Origin of the sequence: Streptomyces sp. NPDC058052, assembly GCF_042885515.1 — a bacterium.
Classification (GTDB): Bacteria; Actinomycetota; Actinomycetes; order Streptomycetales; family Streptomycetaceae; genus Streptomyces.
This window is the reverse complement of the sequence record NZ_JBHVRX010000014.1, coordinates 85,635-109,033: the sequence shown is the minus strand read 5'-3', so window position 1 is coordinate 109,033 and position 23,399 is coordinate 85,635. Positions and strand designations below refer to the sequence as shown.

Here is a 23,399-nt window from a genome sequence, read left to right as displayed (position 1 = left end):
ACGGGACGGGCCCGCAAGGAGGTCGTGACGGATCATGAGGGGCGCTGAGACACTGGCCCGGCTCGCGGACTGGGCCGCCGAGACGTACGGCGACGAGGAGGCCCTCGTCTTCGGCGGGGACCGCTGGACCTTCCGGGAGCTGCGCGACCGCGTCGACGCGACGGCGCGCGCGCTGATCGCCCAGGGGGTGCGGCCCGGCGACGCGGTCGCCGTCTGGGCGCCGAACAGCGCCCGGTGGGTGGTGGCCGCGCTCGGCGCGGTGGCCGCCGGGGCCGTCCTCGTCCCGGTGAACACCCGCTACCGGGCGGCCGAGGCCGCCGACATCCTGCGGCGTTCCCGCACCAGGCTGCTCTTCACCGAGCACGACTTCCTGGGCACCGACTACCGCGCGCTGCTCGCGGAGTCCGGCGAGGAACTCCCGCTCCTGGAAAGGACCGTGGCCCTGCACTCCGGCGACTGGCCGGACTTCCTGGCGGGCGCGGACCGGGTCACGACGGAGCGGCGGCTCGCCGTGTCGGCCGCCGTCCGCCCCGACGACCCCGCCGACGTCCTCTTCACCTCCGGGACCACCGGCCGGCCCAAGGGCGTCCCCACCACGCACGGACAGAACCTGCGCGTCTACGACGCCTGGGCCCGCACGGTGACCCTGCGGCGCGGCGACCGCTACCTGCTGGTCAACCCGTTCTTCCACACCTTCGGCTACAAGGCGGGCGTCCTCGCCTGTCTGCTGCACGGGGCGACGATCGTCCCGGAGGCGGTCTTCGACGCGGAGACGGTCCTCGGCCGGATGCGGGACGAGCGGATCTCCGTGCTGACCGGAGCGCCCACCGTCTTCACCTCGCTCCTGCACCACCCCGGCCGCGCCGCGTACGACCTGAGCGCGATGCGGATGGCGGTCACGGGCGCGGCGAACATCCCGACCGCGCTCATCGAGGAGATCAGGACCGGGCTGGGCGCCCGGAACGTCTCCACCGCGTACGGGCTGACCGAGTCGACCGGCGTGGTGGCGATCTGCCCGCCGCACGAGTCCCCCGAGACGCTGGCCCAGACCTCCGGCACCGCCCTGGAGGGCACGGAGCTGCGGATCGACGCGCCGCCCGGGGAGCCCGGCGAGATCCTGACGCGCGGCTTCCACGTGATGCGCGGCTACCTGGACGACCCCGGGGCCACCGCCGAGGCGGTGGACGCCGACGGCTGGCTGCGCACCGGCGACGTCGGCGTCCTCGACGCGCGCGGGTTCCTGCGGATCACCGACCGCCTCAAGGACATGTTCGTGGTCGGCGGGTTCAACGTGTACCCGGCCGAGATCGAGCAGGTCCTGCGGACCCATCCGGCCGTCCTGGACGCGGCGGTCGTCGGCGCGCCCGACGCACGGCTCGGCGAGGTCGGCGTCGCCTACTGCGTCCCCGCGGCCGGAGCCCTGATCGACACCGCGGAGCTGACCGCCTACACCCGCCGGCGGCTGGCCAACTTCAAGACCCCGCGGGCCTTCCACCCCCTCCCGGCCCTCCCCCACAACGCGGCGGGCAAGGTCGACAAGGGGGCGCTGCGACGGCTGGCGGGACACACCACCACCGGACGAGGAGCACGACCGTGAACGACCGCACTCCCCCCTCCACCGACGTCGACGTGATCGTGGTCGGGGCCGGTGTCACCGGCCTGTACGCCGTGCACCGGCTGCGCGCGCTCGGCCACCGCGTGCGCGGCTTCGAGCGCGGGGACGACGTGGGCGGGGTCTGGTACTGGAACCGCTATCCGGGCGCCCGCTGCGACGTGGAGTCCGTGGACTACTCCTACTCCTTCGACGAGGAGCTCCAGCAGGAGTGGGACTGGAGCGAGCGGTACGCCACCCAGCCCGAGATCCTGCGCTACCTCGCGCACGTCGCCGACCGCTTCGACCTGCGGCGCAGCTACTCCTTCGGGACCTCGGTCGTCTCGGCCCGGCTGGACGAGGACGAGCTGGCCTGGACGGTCACCACGGACCGCGGCGAGACGCTGACCGCCCGGTACTGCGTCTTCGCCGTCGGCTGCCTCTCCGCCGCCCACCGGCCCGACATACCGGGGGCGGCGGAGTTCGCCGGGAGCGTCCACCACACCGGGGCGTGGCCGCACGAGGGCGTCGACTTCACCGGGCTGCGCGTCGGCGTCCTCGGCACCGGCTCCTCCGGCATCCAGGCGGTGCCGCTCATCGCCGGGCAGGCCGCGCACCTGACGGTCCTCCAGCGCAGCGCCAACTACAGCGTCCCGGCCGGCAACCGCCCGCTCGACGCGGAGACCCGCGCCCGGCAGAAGGCGGGGTACGCCGAGCGGCGGCGGCTCTCGCGGCTGAGCGGCGGGGGCTCGCCGCACCAGGCCCACCCGTCGGGGACCTTCGAGGTGTCGGAGGAGGAGCGGCGGGCGGCGTTCGAGGAGCGCTGGCGGCTGGGCGGGGTGCTGTACTCCAAGACCTTCCCGGACCAGCTCACCGACCCGGCGGCCAACGACGCGGCGCGCGCGTTCTGGGAGGAGAAGGTCCGGGGGGTCGTCGAGGACCCCGCCGTGGCCGATCTGCTCGTCCCCGCCGACCATCCGATCGGCACCAAGCGGATCGTCACGGACTCGGACTACTACGCCACCTTCAACCGCCCCGACGTCGACCTGGTCGGCCTGCGCGGGAATCCGGTCGAGCGGATCGAGAGCCGGGGGATCGTCCTGGCCGACGGCACCCTGGTGGAGCTGGACGCGCTGGTGTTCGCGACCGGCTTCGACGCGATGACGGGCGCGCTCGACCGGATCGAGGTGCGGGGGCGCGGCGGGCGGCTGCTGAAGGACGACTGGGCGGCCGGCCCCCGGACGTACCTGGGACTCGGGGTGGACGGCTTCCCGAACCTGTTCAGCCTGACGGGGGCCGGCAGCCCGTCCGTCATGGCCAACGTGGTCCTCTGCGCCGAGCAGCACGTCGACTGGCTCGCCGCCTGCCTGGACCACCTCGACGCGCACGGCTACCGGGCGATCGAGGCCCGGGAGGAGGCCGTCGAGCGGTGGGTCGCGGAGTGCCGCGACCGCGCCGCCGCCACCCTCTTCCCGGTGGCGGACTCCTGGTACCAGGGGGCCAACATCCCGGGGAAGCCGAGGGTGTTCATGCCGTTCATCGGCGGCTTCGGGGTGTACGGCGAGATCATCGCCGGGGTGGCGGAGTCGGGATACGAGGGGTTCGACCTCATCGAGGGGTGACCCGCCCCGGACAGGACCGCGCCCCCCGCGCCCACCGGTCGGTGGGCGCGGGGGGCGCGGGCGCGGTGCGGATGCCCCGGGCGTCAGGGGGCGTCGAGCGCGGCGCGCAGCACCGCGAACGCGGACGCGCGGGCCTCGGCGCCCTCGGGCAGCGCGCCGGCCATGGAGAGAAAGCCGTGGAACATGCCCGGATGGTGGTGGTGGGCGACGGCGACCCCGGCGGCGGCGAGCGCCTCGGCGTACGCGACGCCGTCGTCCCGCAGGGGGTCGAGGCCGGCCGTCACGACGTGGGCCGGCGGGAGGCCGGTGAGGTCGGCGTGGGCGAGCGGCGCCGCGTGGGGGTGGGTGCGGTCGGCCGGGTCGGGCAGGTAGGCGTCCCAGTACCAGCGCAGGTGGTCGGCGGTGAGGAAGTAGCCCTGGGCGTTCTCGCGGTGCGAGGGGCGGGAGCGGGTGGGGTCCAGCATCGGGTAGTAGAGCGCCTGGAAGGCGATCCGGGGGCCGCCGCGGTCGCGGGCGAGCAGGGTGAGGACGGTGGCGAGGTGGGCGCCCGCGCTGTCCCCGGCGACGGCGAGCCGGCGGCCCGGGTGGGTCCGGGCGGCCCACAGCAGGGCGGTGTAGGCGTCCTCGGGGGCGGCGGGGAACGGGTGCTCGGGGGCGCGCCGGTAGTCGGCCGCGACGACGGTGGCGCCGGTGGCGGCGGCGACGGAGCGGCAGAAGGCGTCGTGGCTGTCGAGGTCGCAGAGGACGAAGCCGCCGCCGTGGCAGAAGACGACCACGGGGGCGTCGGCACGGGTGCCGCCGTCGTAGACGCGGACGGGCACGCCGTCGGCGTCCCGGTCCATGACGCGGGCGACGGGGAGCGGAGGGACGGCGGGCCGGGGGCGCGCGGCGAAGAAGGCGCGGACCTCGGCGATGTCGGTCATCGTGGTGCCGATCGGGGGGAACTGCGCGGCGGCCAGGTCGATGAGGGCCCGGACCTCGGGCGAGGGCGCGGTCACGCGTCCGTCTCCTTCCCGGTGAGCAGGGGCATGCGGCCGGCGGACGCCCCGCCGTCCACGGCGAGTTCGGCGCCGGAGAGGTACGAGGACTCGTCGGAGGCGAGGAAGGCGACGAGCCGGGCGACCTCCTCGGGCTCGCCCACCCTCCCGAGCGGCGCGCCGGGGTGACGGGCGGTGCCGAGGTGGGCGGTCATGGCGGTGGCGATGGCGCCCGGGTGGACGGAGTTGACCCGGATGCCGTCCGGGCCCAGTTCGAGGGCGGCGGTCTTCGTCAGCCCGCGCAGTCCCCACTTGGCGGCGCCGTAGGCGCCGTGTCCCCAGATGCCCTGGAGGCCGGCCTGCGAGGAGATGTTCACGATGGAGCCGCCGCCGCTCTCCCGCATCGCGGGGGCCGCGGCGCGGATGCCGAGGAAGGGGCCGGCGAGGTTGACCCGGAGGAGGGTGTCCAGGCGGGCCGGGTCCTCGTCCACGATGGGGGCCGTGGAGTGGACGGCGGCGTTGTTGACGAGGACGTCGAGCCGGCCGAAGGCGTCGACGGCGGCGGCCACGGCGGCGTCCCAGGACGCCGGGTCGGTGACGTCGTGGCGGACGAAGCGGGCGGCCGGGCCGAGGGAGGCGGCGGTCCCCTCGCCCTCGGCCTCGCGCACGTCGGTGAGGACGACGCGGGCGCCGAGGGCGGTGAAGAGACGGGCCTCGGCCTCGCCCATGCCGCGGGCCGCGCCGGTGATCAGCGCGACCTTCCCGGTCAGGTCGACGGGCATCGGCGGTCCTCCTTGAAGGGGGTCGTGAGGACGGGACCGGTGGTCCAGCCGCCGTCCACGGCGAGTTCGGCGCCGGTGACGTACGAGGAGGCGTCGGAGAGCAGGAAGACGACCGCGCGGGCGATCTCCTCCGGGGTGCCGACGCGTCCCAGGGGCGCGGCGGGGTAGCCGCCCTCGCCGTCGGGGATGCCGAGGTGGGCGGTCATGGGGGTGTGGATCATGCCGGGGTGGACGGAGTTGACCCGGATCCGGTCGGCGGCGAGCTCCACGGCGGCGATCTTGGTGAGACCGCGGACGCCCCACTTGGCCGCCCCGTACCCGGCGGTGCGGGCCAGGCCCATGAGGCCGGCGGCGGAGGAGACGTTGACGACGGAGCCGCCGCCGTGCGCCCGCATCACCGGGATCACGGTCCGCAGCCCGAGGAAGACCCCGGTGAGGTCGATGTCGACGACCCGGCGGAACGCCTCCGCGGTCTGCTCCTCCAGGGCGTGGGAGCCGCCGGAGATCCCGGCGTTGTTGACGAGTCCGTCGACCCCGCCGTACGTGCGCGACGCGAGGTCCGCGACCGCGCGCCAGTCGTCCTCCGAGGTGACGTCGTGCCGGACGAACCGGGCCCGGCCGCCGAGCTCACGGGCGACGGCGCGGCCCTCCTTCTCCCGGAGGTCGGTGAGCAGCACGCGGGCCCCCGCCGCGGCGGCCGCGCGCGCGGCCGCCGCTCCGAGTCCCCGGGCGCCGCCGGTGACGATGACGGTCCGGTCGCGCAGGCCGTCCGCGGAAGGGCCGGTCATGCGGGGCCGCCCGCGATGTCGTTGACGGCGAGCCAGCTGAAGGTCATGGCGGGGCCGATGGTCGCGCCGGGTCCCGGGTAGGTCTCGCCCATGACGGCGGAGGAGACGTTGCCGGAGGCGTACAGGCCGGGGATGGCGGTGCCGTCCTCGCGCAGGACGCGGGCGGTGGCGTCGGTGACGAGACCTCCCTTGGTGCCGATGTCGCCGGGGTGGACGGGGATCGCGTGGAAGGGTCCCTTCTCCAGCGGTGCCAGATTGGGGTTGGGCAGCGTCGGGTCGCCGTAGTAGCGGTCGTAGACGCTGTCGCCGCGGTGGAAGTCCTCGTCCCGGCCGGCGCGGGCGAAGCCGTTGAAGCGGTCCACGGTGGCGCGGAGCCGTTCCGGGGCGGCGCCGATGAGCGGCGCGAGCTCCTCCACGGTCGCGGCCTGCTTGACGAAGCCGCTCTCCCGCCAGGCGCGGGGGAAGGACTGGCCGGGGAAGAGGCCCATGAAGAGGTACCGGGACCGTGCCGTGGCGTCGAGGATCAGCCAGGAGGGTACGGCGGTGGCGCCGCCGCGGGCCTGGTGGGCGTACATGGCGTCGACGAACTCGTGGTACGGGGCTGCCTCGTTGGCGTACCGCTCCCCCTCCGAGTCGACGATCACCATGCCGGGGATCCCGCGGTCGGCGACGAGGAAGAAGGGCTTGGCGTCCGGGGGCACGACGGTCGGAGCGCCCCATACCTTGTCCATCAGGTCGACGGCGGCGCCGAGGGCGAGGGCCGGTTCCAGGGCGTCGCCGGTCTGGCCGTCGGCGGCGGCGCTCCACGCGGTGGAGGTGGGGCCCGGCAGGTGCTTCTCGCGGAGCGCCTGGTCGTGGGAGAAGCCGCCGGAGGCGAGGACCACTCCCCCGGTGGCCCGGACGGCGAGGTCGCGGCCGTCGCGTCGCACCCGGACGCCGGTGACCCGGCCGTCCTCCTCGACGAGGGCGGTGAGGGGCGCGGAGAGCCAGAGCTCGCCGCCGAGGCGGTCGAGCGAGTGGCGCATGCGGGCGATCAGCGCCTCGCCGAGGGAGAGCGGCTTGCGGCCGGTGAGCAGGGCCTTGGCGGCCCGGGCGCCGACCTTGACGGCGGTGCGCCGGCCGGCCCAGGTGCGGCCGACCATGTTGAGGTCGTGGAAGTCCCTGGAGGTGATGGTCAGTCCGTACGTGGGGAGCCCGGCCCGGCGCATGGTGGCGCGCCGTTCGGGGCCGAGCTTCGTGAAGTCGAAGACCTCGGGCTCGATGGAGCGGCCCTGCGGGTAGCCGCCGAGGCGCTCCGGGTAGTAGTCGGAGTAGCCGGGGGTGTAGACGAAGCGGACGTCGGTGCGGTCGTGGAACTCGCGCACCATGCGCGGTCCGTACCGGACGTAGGCGTCCTTGCGGCTGCCGGCGACTCGGTCGCCGACGGTGGCGTCCAGGTAGGCGCGGGCCTTCTCCGGTGTGTCGCCGAGTCCGGCGGCGTCCAGGTGGAAGTTGCCGGGGACCCAGATGGCGCCGCCGGAGAGGGCGGTGGAGCCGCCGTAGGCGTCGGTCTTCTCCACCACCAGGGCGGTCAGTCCGCGCAGCCGGGCGGTGAGGGCCGCGGCCAGGCCGGCGGCGCCGGAGCCGACCACGACCACGTCGTAGGTGTGGTCCCAGGTGCTGTTCATCGCGTTCTCCCTCGGGAGTCGGGGTCCGGGGGTCGGGGCCGGTTCAGCGGGTGGTGACGCGGGCGTCGGTGAGGACGGGGGCGTCGTCGCGGTCCGCCGCGGTGGCGGTCAGCAGGTGTCCTCCGGAGGTGTGCCAGACCCGCAGCCGGAGGGTCTCGCCGGGGAAGAACACTCCGGCGAATCGGGTCCGGCAGCCGGTGACGGCGGTGGCGTCGCCGTCGAGCAGGCGGTCGGTGACGGCCTTGACGGCCATGCCGAAGGTGCACAGGCCGTGCAGGACCGGCCGGTCGTAGCCGGCCGCGCGGGCGGTGGCCGGGTCGGCGTGGAGGGGGTTCCAGTCGCCGGTGAGCCGGTAGAGCAGGGCCTGCCGGCGGAGCGTGGGGAGCTCGAGGAGCAGGTCGGGGGCCCGGTCCGGGACGGGGAGGCGGTCGGAGGGGCCGCGGTCGCCGCCGAAGCCGCCCTCGCCGCGGACGAAGACGTGGTTGCGCTGGGTGAGGAGGGGCGCGCCGTCCTCGCCGAGGAGGGTGGACTCCTGGACGAGGACGGCGGCGCCGCCCTTGTCGTACACGTCCGCCAGACGGGTGACGGCGGTGGCGCGGGCGGCGGCGGGCAGCGGGCGGTGCACGGTGATCTCCTGGCCGCCGTGGAGGACGTGCGCCAGGTCGATGTCGACGCCGGGCAGGTCGAAGACCTGGAAGCCGACGCCTCCGGTGCCGCCGGCGACGACACCGAAGGTGGGCAGGGTCTGGAGGCCGTCCGCGTGGCCCTCGTACACGTAGCGCAGTTCGCGCGGGTCGGTCTCGGGGACGCCCGCGCCGAGCGCCAGGTGGTACAGGCGTACGGCGCGGTCGTCCCAGACGACCTCGGTCCGCACCGGGGGCGCGGCCTTGGCCTTCTCGGGGTCGATGGGCATCAGAAGGCTCCGACGGCGTAACGGCTGCGGTAGAAGAGCAGCGGCCTGCGGTCCTCGCCGGCGTCGAGGGCGACGACATGGGCGGTGACGAGGTGGTGGTCGCCGGCCTCGTACACCTCGTGCAGCTCGCACTCGACGAAGGCGAGCGCCCCGTCGATCCGTACGGTGCCGTGGTCGCCGACGCGCCAGGGGACGCCGTCGAACTTGTCGGGGCCGCTGCGGCCGAGGGCGGCGCAGGTGGTCCGCTGGTCCTCGGCGAGGATGTTGACGCAGAAGCGGCCGGCCCGCTGGATCCTCGGCCAGCTGGTGGAGGACCGGCCGACGGCGAGCATGACGAGCGGGGGGTCGAGGGAGAGGGAGGCGAAGGACTGGCAGGCGAAGCCGGCCGGTTCGCCGTCGTCGAGGGCCGCGACGACGGTGATGCCGCTGGCGAAGCGTCCGAGGACGTCGCGGAAGACCGCGGGGTCGATCAGCCGTTCCACTGGTGGCCCCAGACGCTGTCGGCGGTGATCTCCTTGGCGACCCAGGTGGCGGGGTCGACGACGAGGCCGTCCCAGCCGTACTCGACCTGGAAGCCACCGGGGGCCTGCGCGTAGAAGGAGACCATGCGGTCGTTGGTGTGGCGGCCGAGGCTGGAGGCGATGGGGATGCCGGCGGCGTGCATGCGGTCGAGGCCGAGGCCGACGTCGTCGAGGGTCTCCAGCTCCACCATGAAGTGCACGATGCCGGGGGGCAGGGCGCCGGGGTAGAGGCCGAGGCTGTGGTGGCGGCGGTTGGGGCTCAGGAAGTGCATCCAGTGGAAGTCGCGCCGCTCGGTGGCGGTGGGGACGGCCTGCGGCGGGAGCTTCATGGAGTCGCGGAGCTGGAAGCCGAGGAGGTTCTCGTAGAAGTCGAGGGCGGCCTCGATGTCGGGGACCGGCAGGACGACGTGGCCGAGGCCGAGGTCGCCGGTGACGAAGCGGTTGCCGTAGGGGGTGGCGAGCGGGGTGTGGTCCTGGGCCTGGCCCCAGTAGAGCTCCAGCGGGTTGCCGCACGGGTCGGTCAGGTGGATCAGGCCCTGGACGCGGCGCTCGGCGAGCTCGGCGGCGTCGGCGGTCTTGACGGCCACGCCGGCCGCCTCCAGGGCGGTGGCCGCGTCGGCGAGGGCGGAGGCGTTCGCGACCTCCCAGCCGGCGGCCAGGAGCCGGTCGCTCTCGCCCGCCTGGATCGCGATGCGGTACGCGCGGTCGTCGACGCGCAGCAGGAGGGTGGTGTCGGTGGAGCCGGGGGCCTCGGCCATGCCGAGGATGTCGAGGGTGTAGCGCCGCCACTCGTCGAGGCGGGTGGTCTCCAGGCGCAGGTAGCCGAGTGCGCGAATGTCCATGGGGCACCTCTGGGGTCGCTGAGGGGGGTCGGCAGGGTCAGGGGGGTGGGGCGGGAGGTCAGTGGGTGAAGAAGTCGACGGCGAGGCGGTTGAACTCGTCGGCCCGTTCGGTCTGGGCCCAGTGGCCGCAGTGCGGGAAGACGTGCAGGCGCGCGTCGGGGATCGCCTTCAGGGCGACGAGGGCGCCGTCGAGGGGGTTGACGCGGTCCTCGCGGCCCCAGGTGAGCAGCACGGGCCGGGTGATCCGGTGGGCCTCGCGCCAGAGCATGGTGGCCTCGGTCCAGGCGGGGTTCGCGAAGGAGGCCGCCATGCGGGCGGAGCCGAGCCGGGTCTCGGGGTCGGTGGCGGAGGCCCACCGTTCCTCGACCAGTTCGTCGGTGACGACGGACTGGTCGTAGGCCATGACGGAGAGGAAGGCGCGCAGCTGTTCCCTGGTGGGCTCGGGCGCGGCGTTGAACTCGAAGAGGCGTGTGATGCCTTCGGTCGGGTCCGGGGCGAAGAGGTTGACGGAGATGCCGCCGGGGCCCATGAGGAGGAGCTTGTCGGCCTTGTCCGGGTGGTCGAGGGCGATCCGCACGGCGGTCCCGCCGCCGAGCGAGTTCCCGACGAAGTGGGCGCGTGGGATGCCGAGTTCGTCCATGAGGGCGGCGACGGCGCGGGCGCTGTAGCTGAAGTAGTCGCGGTCGGGTTCGGGCTTGTCGGAGCGGCCGTAGCAGGGCTGGTCGACGAGGAGGGTGCGGAACTCCCGGGCGAGGACGGGGAGGTTGCCGCCGAAGTTGCTCCAGCCGGAGGCTCCGGGTCCGCCGCCGTGCAGCAGGATCACGACGGGGGCGTCGGGCCGGTCCTCGGGGCCGGCCTCGTGGTAGTGGAGGGTGAGTCCGGCGGCCTTGACGGTGCGGGAGGTCGACGCGTACGTGAGCGCGGTCATCTGCGGCTGCCTCTCAGGCCATGGTGTCTTGGATGTCGATGCCGAGGGCGCACTGCCCGTACATGACGAGGGCGCGCTCGGGGTCGTTGGCGGCGTGGCCGCGGCCGGTGTGGGCGTCGCGCCAGGCGCGCTGGACCGGTCCTGAGCCGGTGCGCATGGCGTTGCCGCCGGCGTTCTCCATCAGCAGGTCGATCGCGGCGACCGCGCGCTCGGTGGCGAGGACCTGGTCCCTGCGGGTGCGGGTGCGCAGCTCCATGGGGAGTTCCTCGCCGCGTTCGGCGAGGGCGTACAGGGCGCCGATGTTGCGGGTGAGCTGGAGCCACGCGGCGTCGATGTCGCTGGCGGCGCGGGCGATGCGGACCTGGGCGAAGGGGTCCTCGGCGACCTGCTGTCCGTAGGAGACGCGGAACCGCTTGCGGGTGGCCTCGGCGTAGGAGTCGTAGGCGCCCTCTGCGATGCCGACGATCGGGGTGGCGATGGTGGTGGTGAAGACGCCGGCGTACGGGAGGCGGTAGACCGGTTCCGGGTTGACGGCGTGGCCCGGCACGTCGAGGGCGGTGACGGGGCCGAAGCTGAGGGCGCGGTGCTCCGGGACGAAGACGTCGTCCACGACGATGTCGTTGCTGCCGGTGCCGCGCAGTCCGACGGTGTCCCAGACGTCGTCCACGCGGTAGTCGGAGCGCGGGACGAGGAAGGTGCGCATGTCGACCGGGTTGCCCTCGGCGTCCGTGACGAGGCAGCCGAGGAGCGCCCAGCGGGCGTGGTCGCAGCCGGAGGAGAAGTGCCAGCGGCCGGAGAGGCGGAACCCGCCGTCGGTCGCGGCGGCCTTGCCGGTGGGGGCGTACGAGGAGGCGATGCGGGTCTTGTGGTCCTCGCCCCACACCTCCTGCTGGGCGCGCGGGTCGAAGAGGGCGACGTGCCAGGGGTGGACGCCGACCACGGAGGCGACCCAGCCGGTCGATCCGCACGCCTTGGCGATCTCCTTGACGGCCGTGTAGAAGACCACCGGGTCGGCGGCGCGGCCTCCGAAGGTCTTCGGCTGGAGCAGCTGGAAGAAGCCGGTGTCCTCCAGTTCCTTGACGGAGGCGTCGGGCACGCGGCGCAGTTCCTCGGCCTCGGCGGCGCGTTCGCGCAGGACGGGGGCGAGGTCGCGAACGGCTGCCAGGACGTCGTCGGCCATGGGGGCATCCCCTTTCGGGTCGTGGTGGGGGAATGCCAGGACCGTACGGCGAGCCGTCGCCGGGGAGAACGCGCCGCTCCCACTGAGCGGGAAGGCGGCGCGCGGGGGTTCAGAGCATGGGGTCGTGGACGTCGAGGCCGACGGCGTCGCGGCCGAAGAGGGTGAGGGCGCGCGTCACGTCGTTGGCGGCCTGGCCGCGGCCGGTGTGGAGGTCGCGCCAGGCGCGGGAGAGGACGTCTCCGTCGCTGCGCAGGGGGGTGCCGCCGGCGTTCTCGCGCAGCAGGTCGACGGCGGTGAGGGCGCGTTCGGTGGCGAGGGCCTGGTCGCGCCGGGCGCGGGCGCGCAGCGCGACCGTGGGTTCGCCGCCGGCGAGGGCCACGTCGTACAGCTCGCTGGTGGTGCGGGCGAGCTGGAGGCGGGCGGCGTCGATCTCGCCCGCGGCGCGGGCGATGCGGACCTGGGCGAAGGGGTCCTCGGCGACGCGCCGTCCGTGCGGGAGGGAGGGGTGGGCGCGGGCGGTCTCGACGTGGTGGTCGTAGGCGCCCTCGGCGATGCCGACCATGACGGTGGAGACGGTGGTGGTGAAGAGGGCCGCGTAGGGCAGCCGGTAGACGGGCTCGGGGTTGGTCCTGTGGCCGGGGCAGCGGAGGGTGGTGACGGGGGTGTAGCCGAGGGTGCGGTGGGCGGGGACGAGGGCGTCGTCGACGACGATGTCGTTGCTGCCGCTGCCGCGCAGGCCCACGGTGTCCCAGACGTCGTCCACCCGGTAGTCGGTGCGGGGGACGAGGAAGGTCCGCATGTCCAGCGGGCGGCCGTCGGGGTCGCTGACGAGCCCGCCGAGGAGAGCCCAGCGGGCGTGGTCGGCGCCGGCCGCGAAGTGCCAGCGGCCGGTGAGGCGGTAGCCGCCGTCGACGGGGGTGACGGTGCCGGTGGGGGCGTGGGAGGAGCAGATCGGGGCCGCGTCGCCGTCGCCCCACACGTCGTGCTGGGCGCGGGGGTCGAGCAGGGCCACGTACCAGGGGTGGACGCCGAGGAGGGCGGTGGTCCAGCCGGTGGAGCCGCATGCCCGGGCGATCTCGTGGACGGCGGCGTGGAAGACGCCGAGGGCGGCGGCGAGTCCGCCGTGGGCCCGGGGCCGGAGCAGCCGGAAGAAGCCGGTGCGGTCGAGGTCGGCGAGGGTGGCGCCGGGCACGCGGCGCAGTTCCTCGGTCTCGGCGGCGCGCTCGCGCAGGACGGGGGCGAGGGCCCGGACCGCGGTGAGGACGTCGTGGTCGCGCATGGGGTGCCTCTCGGATCCGGGGCCCGGATCTTGGGCTCCTCTTGGGTGACGAGAGGGAACCTACGCGTTACCGTTCCGAGACGGAACACCCTCTTCCCGTACCCGCGCCCCCATGGCACTCTCCACGCAATACCGGAGATTACGGACGCGGCCGGGCTTTCGCCCCGTCGCGCCGTCCGTGTGGGAGGTGTCGATGACGACGCATGCCGCGGAGCCCGTCCAGGACGTCCTGGCCGCCGGGCGGACCGAGGCCGCGGTCCCGCCGCTGTCGCTGCTGGAGAAGGCGGCGAAGGTGCTGAGCGCCTTCGAGAGCGGCGGGCCGCGCCTGACGCTCACCGAGGTCGTGCAGCGGTCGGGGATCCGGCGGTCCTCCGCCCACCGCATCCTGGACCAGCTGGTGCAGCTGCGCTGGCTGGAGCGGGAGGGCCGGGACTACCGCCTGGGCATGGGCATGCTGGAGCTCGGGGCGATGGCGTCGCACCACAACCGGCTGCGGCGCGCGGCCCTCCCCCATCTGCACGCCCTGCACGAGGCGACCGGCCATCTGGTGCACCTGACCGTCCTCGACGGCTCCGAGGTGGTCTATCTGGAGCGGATCGGCGGGTCGGACGACTCCGGCGTGCCGTCGCGGACGGGCGGCCGGCAGCCGGCGTACTGCACCGCGTCGGGCAAGGCCATCCTGGCGTTCAGCGACGCCCCGGTGGTGGAGCAGGTGATACGGAACGGGCTGCGGGCCCGCACGCCCCGGACGATCACCCGCCCCGACCCCTTCCGGGCCGAGCTGGCCCTGGTCCGGGAGCGCGGGGTGGCCTTCGACCAGGAGGAGGGGTTCCGGGGCGTCTTCTGCGTCGCGGCGCCGCTGCGCGGCGCGGGCCGGGCCGTCGCCGCGATCTCGGTCTGCGGCCACGGCGTGCACCGGGAGATGGAGCGGATCGCGCCCGCGGTGCGCGGCTGCGCGCGCTCGGTCTGGCAGTCGATGTTCGGCCCGGGCCGGCGGACGGAGCGGCGGGAGCGGCCGGCGGGTGCGCCGGCCGCTCCGGGGGTGCCGCAGCCCTCGATGGACAACATGATGGCGTGGCTGCGGTTCAGCGAGTGGATGTGAGGCGTTCCCGGACGGCGTCGAGGCCGGTGGCGTAGACGCCGTCGCCGAACCCGGCCTCGACCCGGGGGACGAGCGCGTCCGGGGCGCGGTAGACGGCGGACCAGCGGAGTTCGGCGCCCTCGGGGTGCGGAGCGACGGCGAGCGTGGCCACGTACTCCTCGACGGGCAGCGCCAGCGGGTCGAGGAGCGTGTAGCGGTAGCGGCGGGCGGCGGGGTCCCGGTCGAGCAGGAGCTCGCGGGCGACGACCGCGCCGTCCCGCGTGAAGACGCGGACCGCGCCGGGGACTTCGGGATCGGCGCCGTCCTCCAGCGTGGCCGGCGGGACGTGCGGGTGCCAGTCCGCCAGGGTGGCGAAGCCGCCGACGAGCGCCCAGACGGTGTCGGGGGCGGCGGGGATCACGAGGGAACGTTCGAGGGTACGGGTCTGCACGGTGCCTCCGGGGGCGTGCTGGGGCGGGGTGTTCACCAGACGCGGTCGCCGCGCAGGACGGCGTCGGCGCCGCCGTCCGCGAAGACGACCTGGCCGGTGACGAGGGTGTTCTCGGGCGAGGTGAGCCAGGCGAGGAGCGGGGCGAGCTCCTCGGGCCGGGAGTGGCCGCGCAGGGGCATGGGGACGGCCCGCTCGACGAGGTCCCGGGTCGCGGGGTCGTCCAGGAGGGGCCGGGTCAGCGGGGTGAGGACCACGCCGGGGGCGACGGCGTTGAGCGGGATGCCCGCGCCGGCCCAGTCCGCGCCGGGGGCGGTGCGGCGGACCCAGCGGGAGACGGCCGCCTTGGAGGAGGAGTAGACGAGGTGTCCCTCCCCGCGGTCGACGGCCGCCTGCGCGGCGGTGACCGCCGCGGCCTCGTCGTCCGCGTCCGCCGCCGCCAGGATCTCCGGGTCGGTGGGGTGCACGGAGTCGATGGAGCCGACGACGAGGGCCCGCGGGGCGGAGCCCGCGGCGAGCAGCGGGCGCAGTCCCTCCAGGGTGGCCACGGCGCCGAAGTGGTTGACGCGGACGGTGACCGGGGCGAAGTGGGCGACGCCCGCGCAGGCGACGGCCGCGTCGAGCCGTCCGCCGGTGAGCGCGCGGGCCCGGTCGGCGAGGGCGGCCCGGCCCTCGGCGGTGGACAGGTCGGCGCGGATGTCGCCGTCCTCCAGGTCCGCGGTGAGGACCGTGTGGCCCCGCTCCCGCAGGAGGGCGGTGGTGGCCGCGCCGATGCCGGAGGCGGCTCCGGTGACCAGGTACGTACGGGGCATGGGAGGGCTCCTCGTCGGGAGGGTTCGGGGTGTCAGGAGTAGGTGATCTCGACCCGGTCGGTGAGCGGCAGGGCCTGGCAGGCGAGGACGTAGCCGTCGGCGAGGTCCCGGTCGTCCAGGACCTCGTTGCGGACCATCCGCACCTCGCCCGCGACGACCCGGCAGGTGCAGGCGCTGCACGCGCCCTCGCGGCAGGAGTACGGGGCCTCCACGCCGGCCGCGAGGAGCGCGTCGAGCAGCGGCGCGCCCTGCGGCCAGGCCACCGTCCGGGTCTCGCCGTCGAGCTCCACCGTCACCGCACCGTCCCCTTCGGCGCCGGTGGCGGCCGCCGGGTCGGGGGCGTCGAAGACGTCTCCGGAGAGGGAGAAGAACCGTTCCCGGTGGATGCGGCCGCCGGGCGCCCCGAGCGTGCGCAGCGCCTGTTCGACGGCGTCCATGAGCGGGCCGGGACCGCAGACGAACGCCTCCCGGCCGGCGTAGGGCGCGAGCGCGGCGGCGAGCCGGTCCGGGACCGGCAGGCCCTGGAGCGATTCCAGCCAGTGGACGACGAGGAGCCGTCCGGGGTGGGTGGCGGTGAGGGCGCGCAGTTCGTCGCGGAAGATGACCGAGCCCTCGTCGCGGTTGGCGTAGAGCAGGGCGATCCGGCCGGTGCCGGCCGCGAGGACCGACTTGGCGATGGAGAGGACGGGGGTGATGCCGCTCCCGCCGGCGACGAGCAGCAGGTCGTGGTCGAGCGAGTCCGGGGTGAAGGTCCCGGCCGGCGGGAGCGCCTCCACCTCGTCGCCCGCGGCCAGGTGGTCGCACACCCAGTTGGAGCCGTATCCGCCGGCCACCCGCTTGACGGTGACCTTCAGCGGTTCCCCGGTGTGGGGCGAGCTGGCCAGGGAGTAGCAGCGGGCGACGGGGCCGTCCGCGCCGGGCAGCTTCAGGGTGAGGAACTGGCCGGGGCGGTGGGCGAAGCGGGACACGCTCTCCGGGGACGGCTGGAGGACCAGGGAGTGCGCGTCCGGCGTCTCGGCGACGACCTCGACGATCCGCAGCCGGTGGGTGCGCGTCCCGCCGGCCGCGGCCGCGGACTCAGACGTCGACACGGACACCGTCGGCCTCCAGGGTGCCCTCCGCGACCGCGCGGTCGATGCTGGACCGCAGCGCCCGGCAGGTCCGCGTCCGGGCGCCGGGCTCGCCCCGCCCCGCCCGGTCGCGGAACTCGGGGCAGACGACGGCCGCGTCGGCGGTCCACTGCACCGAGGTGTGGGCGGGGCTGAACTTCTCGCACAGGACCTGGTTGCCGCAGGCGTCGCACTGGACGGGTCGCATGTCAGGGGGCTCCGGCTTCGGTCTCCGCCGCGCGGCGGGCCAGGTTCTCGTCGACCTCGGCGCGCCAGGCCGCGTTGGCCCGCCGGGTGTCGATCTCGAACTCGAAGCGCCGGACCATCTCGTCCTCGACGTCGGCGGCGTCGACGTAGAACTGCTCGTACCAGCGGCGCAGCTGGTAGACGGGGCCGTCCTCCTCGGTGAGGAGCGGGTTGTCGATCCGGGTCTTGTTCCGCCAGATCTCGATGTCCTGCTCGAAGCCGGTCTCCAGTCCTCCGACCAGGCTCCGGGCGGCCTCGGCGGCCTGCTCGTCGGTCATGCCGGGCAGCTTCCTGACGATCGCCCCGTACTGGAGCATGAAGCTGTCGGCGCTGATCGGGTAGTGACTGTTGATCAGCACCATCTCCATCTCGACGCCGGGGGCCACCTCGGTCCACACGTAGTCGACCATGTAGGACGGGCCGTAGTACGAGGCGTCGGAGCGCAGCGGAGAGCTGAGGTTGCCCAGATCCATGTCGCCGCGCGGGGCGCTTTCCATGTACTGGGTGGCGACGTGTCCCTCGAAGACGTTCTTGAAGTACGTCGGGAACGCGTAGTGGACGTAGAAGAAGTGGGCCATGTCCACGACGTTGTCCACGATCTCGCGGCAGTTCGAGCCGTCGACCCGCGCGGTCTTCCAGGTCCAGTCGCTCCACTCGCCCGCGTCCTGGCCGTGGACGCCCTCGATCGCGGGAACGGTGACCTCGGGGGGCGGCGGGTTGCCCTCGGGATCGTGCCAGACGAAGAGCTGCCGGTTGCGCTCCAGGGTGGTCCAGGCGCGGGTCCGGGCGCGAGGCGGGACGCGGCGGGCGTACGGGATGCCGGCGCAGCGGCCGTCACCCGACCATCGCCAGTCGTGGAAGGGGCAGGCGACGGCGTCGCCCTTGACGCTGCCGTGGGCGAGGTTGCCGCCCATGTGGGGGCAGTAGGCGTTGAGGACGTGCAGTGCGCCGTCGTCCTGGCCCTGGAAGACCACGAGCTTGGTGCCGAACGCCTCGATCTCGTGCGGCTCGCCGTCCTTGAAGGCGTCGGCGAGGCCGAGGCAGTGCCAGCCGCGGGCGAAGCGGGCGGGCGGGCGGTCGGCTTCGATGACCCGGGCCTCGTCGTCGAGAGCAGTCATCTGGTTCTCCTCGGGTGTGGTGGGTTCAGTTCCGGGCGGCGGCGAGTTCGAGGGCGATGTCGATGAGCTGGTCCTCCTGGCCGCCGACCAGGCGCCGTTCGCCGGCGCGCAGCAGGATCTCGGCGCCGGAGACGCCGTACCGCTCGGCCTGCCGGTAGGCGTGCCTGAGGAAGCTGGAGTAGACGCCGGCGTGGCCCATGAGCAGGGCGAGGCGGTCGAGCCTGCACTCCTCGTCCATGACGGGACGGACGACGTCCTCGGCCGCGTCGATGATCTTCAGGACGTCGATGCCGGTGCGGATGCCCATCTTGGCGCAGACGGCGACGAACGCCTCGACGGCGGTGTTGCCGGCGCCCGCGCCGAGGCGGCGGGTGGAGCCGTCGATCTGGAGGGCGCCGGCCCGGACGGCGGCGACGGAGTTGCCGGTGCCGAGGGCGAGGTTCTCGTGGCCGTGGAAACCGACCTGGGCGTCGTCGCCGAGTTCGGCGACCAGCGCCTGGACCCGGTCGGTGACGTCGTCCATGACCATGGCGCCGGCGGAGTCGACGACGTACACGCACTGGCAGCCGGCGTCGGCCATGATCCGGGCCTGGCGCGCCAGGTTCCCGGGGCTCGTGGAGTGGGCCATCATCAGGAAGCCGACGGTCTCCAGGCCCCGTTCGCGGGCGAGTCCGAAGTGCTGGACCGCGATGTCGGCCTCGGTGCAGTGGGTGGCGACGCGGCAGACGGCGGCGCCGTTGTCGTGGGCGGCCCGGATGTCGTCCTTGACGCCGAGCCCGGGGAGCATGAGGAAGGCGATCCTGGCCCGCCGGGCGGTCTCCACGGCGGCCTTGATCAGCTCCTGCTCGGGGGTCTTCGAGAAGCCGTAGGTGAACGAGGAGCCGCCGAGGCCGTCGCCGTGGGACACCTCGATCACCGGCACGCCGGCGTCGTCGAGGGCCGCGACGACGGAGCGGACGTCGTCGGCGGTGAACCGGTGGCGCATGGCGTGGGAGCCGTCGCGCAGCGAGGAGTCGGTGATCCGGATGTCGAGGGTGTCCGAGTATGCGGGGGAGGGCATGCGGTGTGCTCCTTACGCGCCCGGGGCGAGGAGCGCCCGGGCGAACTCCTCGCCGACCTTGGTGGCGGCGGCGGTCATGATGTCGAGGTTCCCGGCGTACGGCGGGAGGTAGTCGCCCGCGCCCTCGACCTCCAGGAAGATCGCGACGCGGGCCATGCCGCCGTTCTCGGGGCTGGGGCCGTCGAACTGCGGCTCGCCGCGCAGCCGGTAGCCGGGGACGTACGCGGCGACCTGCTCGGCGATCTCCTTGACGGAGGCGGCCACGGCGGCGTGGTCGGCGTCCTCGGGGAGGGCGCAGAAGACGGTGTCGCGCATGATGACGGGCGGGTCGGCCGGGTTGAGGATGATGATGGCCTTGCCGCGCGCGGCGCCGCCGATGGTCTCGATGCCGCGGGAGGTGGTGCGGGTGAACTCGTCGATGTTGGCGCGGGTTCCGGGGCCGGCGGAGACGGAGGCGACCGAGGCCACGATCTCCGCGTAGGCCACCGGGACGACGCGGGAGACGGCGTACACCATGGGGATGGTGGCCTGCCCGCCGCAGGTGATCATGTTGACGTTGGGCCGGTCGAGATGGGCCCGCAGGTTGGCGGGCGGGACGACGGCCGGGCCGACGGCGGCCGGGGTGAGGTCGATCGCCCGGATGCCGAGGTCCGCGTAGCGGGGGGCGTGGGCGCGGTGGACGGAGGAGCTGGTGGCCTCGAAGACGAGATCGGGCAGTTCGTCCCCGGCCAGGAGCGCGTCGACGCCCTCGTGGGTGGTCTCCAGGCCGAGCCGGCGGGCGCGGGCGAGGCCGTCGCTGCCGGGGTCGACGCCGACCATCCACCGGGGTTCCACGAGGTCGGAGCGGAGCAGCTTGTACAGCAGGTCGGTGCCGATGTTGCCGGAGCCGACGATGGCGGCGGTCGCCTTGGTCTTGCGGGTCATCATCACCTCAGGTGAAGGAGAGGGACACCGGGCCCAGCCCGGTGAACTCGGCGGTGAAGGTCGCGCCCGGCGTGACGTCCACGGCCCGGGTGCACGAACCGGGCAGCACCAGGTGCCCCTTCTTCAGGGGCACGCCGAAGCGGGCGACGGTACGGGCCAGCCAGGCGACGGAGCGGGCCGGGTCGCCGAGGACGGCGTCGCCGCGGCCCTCGGCGAGGAGTTCGCCGCCGCTGGTCAGCCGGGCCTCGACGGCCCTGAGGTCGATCCCGCGCGGGTCCCGGCCCTCACCGACGACGAACCCGGCGGACGAGGCGTTGTCCGCGATGGTGTCGGCGATGGTGATCCGCCAGTCGCGGATGCGGCTGTCGATGAGTTCCAGGGCCGGTACGACCCGCTCGGTCGCCGCGAGCACGTCCTGCGGGGTGCAGCCCTCTCCGGGCAGGTCGTCCCCGAGCACGAAGCCGACCTCGACCTCGACGCGGGGGTGGCAGTAGCGGGCGACCGGGACCGGGACGTCCGGGGTGAGCTCCATGTCGTGGAGCAGGTGCCCGTAGTCCGGTTCGTCGACGCCCATCATGCGCTGCATGACGGGCGACGAGAGGCCGACCTTGTGGCCGCGCACCTCGGCGCCCGCCGCGAGGCGGTGCCGGATGTTGACGAGCTGGATCTCGTACGCGTCCTCGGTGTCGATGCCGGGGTACGCCTCGCTCAGCGGGGCGATCGGCGAGACGCCGCGTTCGGCGGAGCGCAACAGCTCGGCCGCCTCGTGGCGCCGGCGGTCCGTGAGCATGACGGGTCCCTCCTGGGGGGCGGTTGGGGCTGTGTCCGGCGAGGCTAGGCGGCCCCCGCGCGGCAGCGGGAGCGCCCGTTCCCGGTGAGCGGGAAACCGCCCGCCCCACCCCCGCGGCACCCGCCGCCACGTCTCCGAGCGCGCCCGCGTCCCGCCGGCGCGGGGTCAGCGGCTGCCGTAGACCGGCTCGGGAGGCTGGGACGCGGCGAGGAGCTTCAGGGTGGTCTCGCCGGCGTCCGCGGGGGTCCGGCGGGCCCCGCTGTCGGCGGTGGGGCCGGGGCGCCAGCCCTCCATGACGGTGATGCGCCCGCCTTCCGCCTCGAAGACCCGGCCCGTGACGCCCACGGACGCGTCGGAGCCGAGCCAGACGACGAGGGGCGAGACGTTCTCGGGGGCCATGGCGTCGAAGCCGGGGCCCGAGGGGGCGGCCATCGTCTCGGCGAAGGCGCTCTCGGTCATGCGGGTCCGGGCGGCGGGGGCGAGGGCGTTGACCTGGACGCCGTACCGGCCCATCTCGGCCGCGGCGACGAGGGTGAGGCCGACGACGCCGGCCTTGGCGGCGGCGTAGTTGCCCTGGCCGACGCTGCCGAGCAGCCCGGCTCCGGAGCTGGTGTTGACGACCCGGGCCCGGGGGACGCGCCCGGCCTTGGCCTCGGCGCGCCAGTGGGCGGCGGCGTGCCGGAGCGGCAGGAAGTGGCCCTTGAGGTGGACGCGCATGACGGCGTCCCAGTCGTCCTCGCCGAGGTTGACGAGCATCCGGTCGCGCAGGAAGCCGGCGTTGTTGACGAGGGTGTCGAGGCGGCCGAAGGCGTCGAGGGCGGTGGCGATCAGCGAGGCGGCGCCTTCGGTGGTCGCGATGTCGCCGCCGTGGGCGACGGCTTGGCCGCCGGCGGCGGTGATCTCGTCGACGACGTCCTGGGCGGGGCCGGCATCGGGGCCGGCGCCGGTGCCGTCGAGGCCGACGCCCAGGTCGTTGACGACGACCCGGGCCCCCTCGGCGGCGAAGGCGAGCGCGTGCGCGCGCCCGAGGCCGCGGCCCGCTCCGGTGACGACGACGACGCGTCCCGTGCAGAGTCCGGTCATGTGAGGTCCTGCCTCTCAGGGGTGGTTGGTGGTGGCGGCGTCGAGGAACGCGGGGCGTTCGCCTCCGCCGTGGACGTGGAGGGCGGCGCCGCTGATGTAGGCGGCGCGGTCGGAGGCGAGGAAGACGCAGGCGTCGCCGATGTCGGCGGGCGTGGCGAGCCGGCCGAGCGGGACGGTGCGGCCGACGGCGGCGATGCCGTCCTCGTCGCCGTAGTGCAGGTGGGAGAGTTCGGTGCGGACCATGCCGAGGACGAGGGTGTTGACGCGGACGAGCGGCGCCCATTCGACGGCCATGGAGCGGGCGAGGTTCTCGAGTCCGGCCTTGGCGGCGCCGTACGCGGCGGAGCCCGGGGACGGGCGGGTGCCGCTGACGCTGCCGACCATGACGATCGACCCGCCGCGGTCCTGACGGCTCATCACCCGGTGCGCGGCGAGCGAGGTGGTCAGGGGGGCGACGAGGTTCAGTTCGACGACCCGGGCGTGCTGGGCGGGGTCGCCGTCGGCGAGGGTCCGGTACGGGGTGCCGCCGGCGTTGTTGACGAGGGTGTCGAGCCTCCCGTGTTCGTCCCGTACCCGGTCGAAGAGGGCCGTGACGGCCTCCGGGTCGCGGAGGTCCACGGGGTGGAAGCGGGCGGTGCGACCGGCCGCGGTGACGGGGGCGTCGGGGGCCCGCCGGGCGCAGGTCACGACCTCCGCCCCGGCTTCGAGCAGGGCCCGGGTGATGCCGGCGCCGACGCCCCGGGTGCCTCCGGTGACGACGGCGACGGAGCCGGACAGATCGATGGTCACTGCCAAGGGACACCTCCCGCAGCGGCCGAACCGCTGCTACCTTCATACCTAACAAACGTTTGGTGGAAAGGTAGCTGATCTGCTCATGGGTGTCTCCACCTCCGCCCCGGACGACGGCATCGCCGTCGTCACCGTCGACTTCCCCCCGGTCAACGCCCTCCCCGTCCGGGCCTGGTACGACCTCGCCGCCGCCGTCCGCGCCGCCGGCGCCGACCCGAAGGTGCGCTGCGTCGTGCTCACCGCCGAGGGCCGCGGCTTCAACGCCGGCGTCGACATCAAGGAGATCCAGCGCGCGACGGGCCCGGAGGCGATCCTGGGCGCCAACCACGGCTGCGCCGAGGCGTTCGCCGCCGTCTACGAGTGCGAGGTGCCGGTGGTCGCCGCCGTCCACGGCTTCTGCCTCGGCGGCGGCATCGGCCTCGTCGGCAACGCCGACGCGATCGTCGCCTCCGACGACGCCACCTTCGGCCTGCCCGAGCTGGACCGGGGCGCGCTCGGCGCCGCCACCCACCTCGCCCGGCTGGTCCCCCAGCACCTGATGCGCGCCCTCTACTACACCTCCCGCACGGTCACCGCCGAGGAACTGCGCCGGCACGGCTCGGTGTGGCGGGTCGTGCCGCGCGGGGAGCTGCGCGAGGCGGCGCTCGGACTGGCCCGGGAGATCGCCGCGAAGGACGGACGCCTCGTCCGCCTCGCCAAGGCCGCGATCAACGGCATCGACCCGGTGGACGTACGGCGCAGCTACCGCTTCGAGCAGGGCTTCACCTTCGAGGCCAATCTCAGCGGCGTCGCCGACCGCGTCCGCGACACCTTCGGCACGGACAAGAGGGAGGAACAGGCGTGAGCAAG

The 23,399-nt window shown here is 74.5% G+C and carries 24 protein-coding genes; 4 read left to right on the top strand and 20 right to left on the bottom strand.

The genetic code is table 11. The features are described from left to right. Nucleotides 1-34 precede the first annotated feature (34 nt). Both ACFVU3_RS20635 and ACFVU3_RS20630 read left to right on the top strand, forming a co-directional pair. Entirely contained in the window at nucleotides 35-1,597 is a 1,563-nt protein-coding gene (locus ACFVU3_RS20635; protein ID WP_390068044.1) for a FadD3 family acyl-CoA ligase, read from the top strand. Beyond that, a complete protein-coding gene (locus ACFVU3_RS20630; RefSeq protein WP_390068043.1) occupies nucleotides 1,594-3,213 on the top strand; it encodes a flavin-containing monooxygenase in 1,620 nt (539 codons plus the stop codon). The genes ACFVU3_RS20635 and ACFVU3_RS20630 overlap by 4 nt, the downstream gene beginning before the upstream one ends. Nucleotides 3,214-3,296: 83 nt before the next feature. Here ACFVU3_RS20630 and ACFVU3_RS20625 read toward each other — a convergent pair whose 3' ends face one another. The 10 genes from ACFVU3_RS20625 to hsaA (ACFVU3_RS20580) form a co-directional block, all read right to left on the bottom strand. Beyond that, on the bottom strand, nucleotides 3,297-4,211 hold the full coding sequence (locus ACFVU3_RS20625; protein ID WP_390068041.1) for an alpha/beta hydrolase: 915 nt from the start codon (nucleotides 4,209-4,211) through the stop codon (nucleotides 3,297-3,299). Further along, on the bottom strand, nucleotides 4,208-4,972 hold the full coding sequence (locus tag ACFVU3_RS20620) for a glucose 1-dehydrogenase (RefSeq protein ID WP_390068039.1): 765 nt from the start codon (nucleotides 4,970-4,972) through the stop codon (nucleotides 4,208-4,210). The genes ACFVU3_RS20625 and ACFVU3_RS20620 overlap by 4 nt, the downstream gene beginning before the upstream one ends. Continuing rightward, the gene (locus tag ACFVU3_RS20615) at nucleotides 4,957-5,760 is read right to left on the bottom strand and encodes a glucose 1-dehydrogenase (RefSeq protein ID WP_390068038.1); all 804 of its coding nucleotides are present in this window, start codon (nucleotides 5,758-5,760) and stop codon (nucleotides 4,957-4,959) included. The genes ACFVU3_RS20620 and ACFVU3_RS20615 overlap by 16 nt, the downstream gene beginning before the upstream one ends. Then, a complete protein-coding gene (locus tag ACFVU3_RS20610; protein WP_390068036.1) occupies nucleotides 5,757-7,427 on the bottom strand; it encodes an FAD-dependent oxidoreductase in 1,671 nt (556 codons plus the stop codon). Before ACFVU3_RS20610 ends, ACFVU3_RS20615 begins: the two co-directional genes overlap by 4 nt. Nucleotides 7,428-7,470: 43 nt before the next feature. Further along, complete coding sequence (locus ACFVU3_RS20605; protein ID WP_390068035.1) at nucleotides 7,471-8,340, bottom strand: MaoC/PaaZ C-terminal domain-containing protein; 870 nt, start codon at nucleotides 8,338-8,340, stop codon at nucleotides 7,471-7,473. Further along, nucleotides 8,340-8,822 (bottom strand): flavin reductase family protein, encoded by a 483-nt coding sequence (locus ACFVU3_RS20600; RefSeq protein WP_390068033.1) that lies wholly within the window; start codon nucleotides 8,820-8,822, stop codon nucleotides 8,340-8,342. Before ACFVU3_RS20600 ends, ACFVU3_RS20605 begins: the two co-directional genes overlap by 1 nt. Then, nucleotides 8,810-9,703 (bottom strand): VOC family protein, encoded by an 894-nt coding sequence (locus tag ACFVU3_RS20595; protein WP_390068031.1) that lies wholly within the window; start codon nucleotides 9,701-9,703, stop codon nucleotides 8,810-8,812. Before ACFVU3_RS20595 ends, ACFVU3_RS20600 begins: the two co-directional genes overlap by 13 nt. A 58-nt stretch (nucleotides 9,704-9,761) precedes the next feature. Further along, nucleotides 9,762-10,631, bottom strand: a complete 870-nt coding sequence (gene hsaD, locus ACFVU3_RS20590; protein ID WP_390068029.1) for a 4,5:9,10-diseco-3-hydroxy-5,9,17-trioxoandrosta-1(10),2-diene-4-oate hydrolase — start codon at nucleotides 10,629-10,631, stop codon at nucleotides 9,762-9,764. A 13-nt stretch (nucleotides 10,632-10,644) separates the two neighbouring features. After that, nucleotides 10,645-11,811, bottom strand: a complete 1,167-nt coding sequence (gene hsaA / locus ACFVU3_RS20585) for a 3-hydroxy-9,10-secoandrosta-1,3,5(10)-triene-9,17-dione monooxygenase oxygenase subunit (protein ID WP_390068027.1) — start codon at nucleotides 11,809-11,811, stop codon at nucleotides 10,645-10,647. Between the two features lie 109 nt (nucleotides 11,812-11,920). Continuing rightward, nucleotides 11,921-13,090 (bottom strand): 3-hydroxy-9,10-secoandrosta-1,3,5(10)-triene-9,17-dione monooxygenase oxygenase subunit, encoded by a 1,170-nt coding sequence (gene hsaA, locus ACFVU3_RS20580; RefSeq protein WP_390068025.1) that lies wholly within the window; start codon nucleotides 13,088-13,090, stop codon nucleotides 11,921-11,923. 193 nt (nucleotides 13,091-13,283) lie between these two features. Between hsaA (ACFVU3_RS20580) and ACFVU3_RS20575 the strand changes: the two genes are divergently transcribed. Next, nucleotides 13,284-14,192 carry an IclR family transcriptional regulator gene (locus ACFVU3_RS20575; RefSeq protein ID WP_390068023.1) on the top strand — a complete coding sequence of 303 codons (909 nt, stop codon included), beginning with the start codon at nucleotides 13,284-13,286 and terminating at the stop codon, nucleotides 14,190-14,192. Here the strand turns inward: ACFVU3_RS20575 and ACFVU3_RS20570 are convergent. The 10 genes from ACFVU3_RS20570 to ACFVU3_RS20525 form a co-directional block, all read right to left on the bottom strand. Then, a complete protein-coding gene (locus ACFVU3_RS20570) occupies nucleotides 14,176-14,622 on the bottom strand; it encodes an SRPBCC family protein (RefSeq protein ID WP_390068021.1) in 447 nt (148 codons plus the stop codon). The genes ACFVU3_RS20575 and ACFVU3_RS20570 overlap by 17 nt on opposite strands. Before the next feature lie 32 nt (nucleotides 14,623-14,654). Continuing rightward, nucleotides 14,655-15,431, bottom strand: coding sequence for an SDR family oxidoreductase (locus ACFVU3_RS20565; protein ID WP_390068019.1), 777 nt, complete (start codon nucleotides 15,429-15,431; stop codon nucleotides 14,655-14,657). 32 nt (nucleotides 15,432-15,463) lie between these two features. Continuing rightward, the gene (locus ACFVU3_RS20560; RefSeq protein ID WP_390068017.1) at nucleotides 15,464-16,522 is read right to left on the bottom strand and encodes a 2Fe-2S iron-sulfur cluster-binding protein; all 1,059 of its coding nucleotides are present in this window, start codon (nucleotides 16,520-16,522) and stop codon (nucleotides 15,464-15,466) included. Then, entirely contained in the window at nucleotides 16,509-16,748 is a 240-nt protein-coding gene (locus tag ACFVU3_RS20555) for a hypothetical protein (RefSeq protein ID WP_390068015.1), read from the bottom strand. The genes ACFVU3_RS20560 and ACFVU3_RS20555 overlap by 14 nt, the downstream gene beginning before the upstream one ends. A gap of 1 nt (nucleotide 16,749) precedes the next feature. Continuing rightward, nucleotides 16,750-17,904, bottom strand: a complete 1,155-nt coding sequence (locus tag ACFVU3_RS20550) for a Rieske 2Fe-2S domain-containing protein (RefSeq protein ID WP_390068013.1) — start codon at nucleotides 17,902-17,904, stop codon at nucleotides 16,750-16,752. Between the two features lie 25 nt (nucleotides 17,905-17,929). Continuing rightward, complete coding sequence (dmpG, locus tag ACFVU3_RS20545) at nucleotides 17,930-18,964, bottom strand: 4-hydroxy-2-oxovalerate aldolase (RefSeq protein WP_390068011.1); 1,035 nt, start codon at nucleotides 18,962-18,964, stop codon at nucleotides 17,930-17,932. Between the two features lie 12 nt (nucleotides 18,965-18,976). Beyond that, nucleotides 18,977-19,888: an acetaldehyde dehydrogenase (acetylating) gene (locus ACFVU3_RS20540; protein ID WP_390068189.1), complete on the bottom strand. Its 912-nt coding sequence runs from the start codon at nucleotides 19,886-19,888 to the stop codon at nucleotides 18,977-18,979. 7 nt (nucleotides 19,889-19,895) lie between these two features. Beyond that, a complete protein-coding gene (locus ACFVU3_RS20535; RefSeq protein WP_390068009.1) occupies nucleotides 19,896-20,678 on the bottom strand; it encodes a 2-keto-4-pentenoate hydratase in 783 nt (260 codons plus the stop codon). A gap of 165 nt (nucleotides 20,679-20,843) precedes the next feature. Beyond that, nucleotides 20,844-21,761: an SDR family oxidoreductase gene (locus tag ACFVU3_RS20530; protein ID WP_390068007.1), complete on the bottom strand. Its 918-nt coding sequence runs from the start codon at nucleotides 21,759-21,761 to the stop codon at nucleotides 20,844-20,846. 15 nt (nucleotides 21,762-21,776) lie between these two features. Beyond that, nucleotides 21,777-22,556, bottom strand: a complete 780-nt coding sequence (locus tag ACFVU3_RS20525; protein WP_390068005.1) for an SDR family oxidoreductase — start codon at nucleotides 22,554-22,556, stop codon at nucleotides 21,777-21,779. Nucleotides 22,557-22,635: 79 nt separating this feature from the next. Between ACFVU3_RS20525 and ACFVU3_RS20520 the strand changes: the two genes are divergently transcribed. Continuing rightward, on the top strand, nucleotides 22,636-23,394 hold the full coding sequence (locus ACFVU3_RS20520; RefSeq protein ID WP_390068004.1) for an enoyl-CoA hydratase family protein: 759 nt from the start codon (nucleotides 22,636-22,638) through the stop codon (nucleotides 23,392-23,394). Nucleotides 23,395-23,399: the final 5 nt, after the last annotated feature.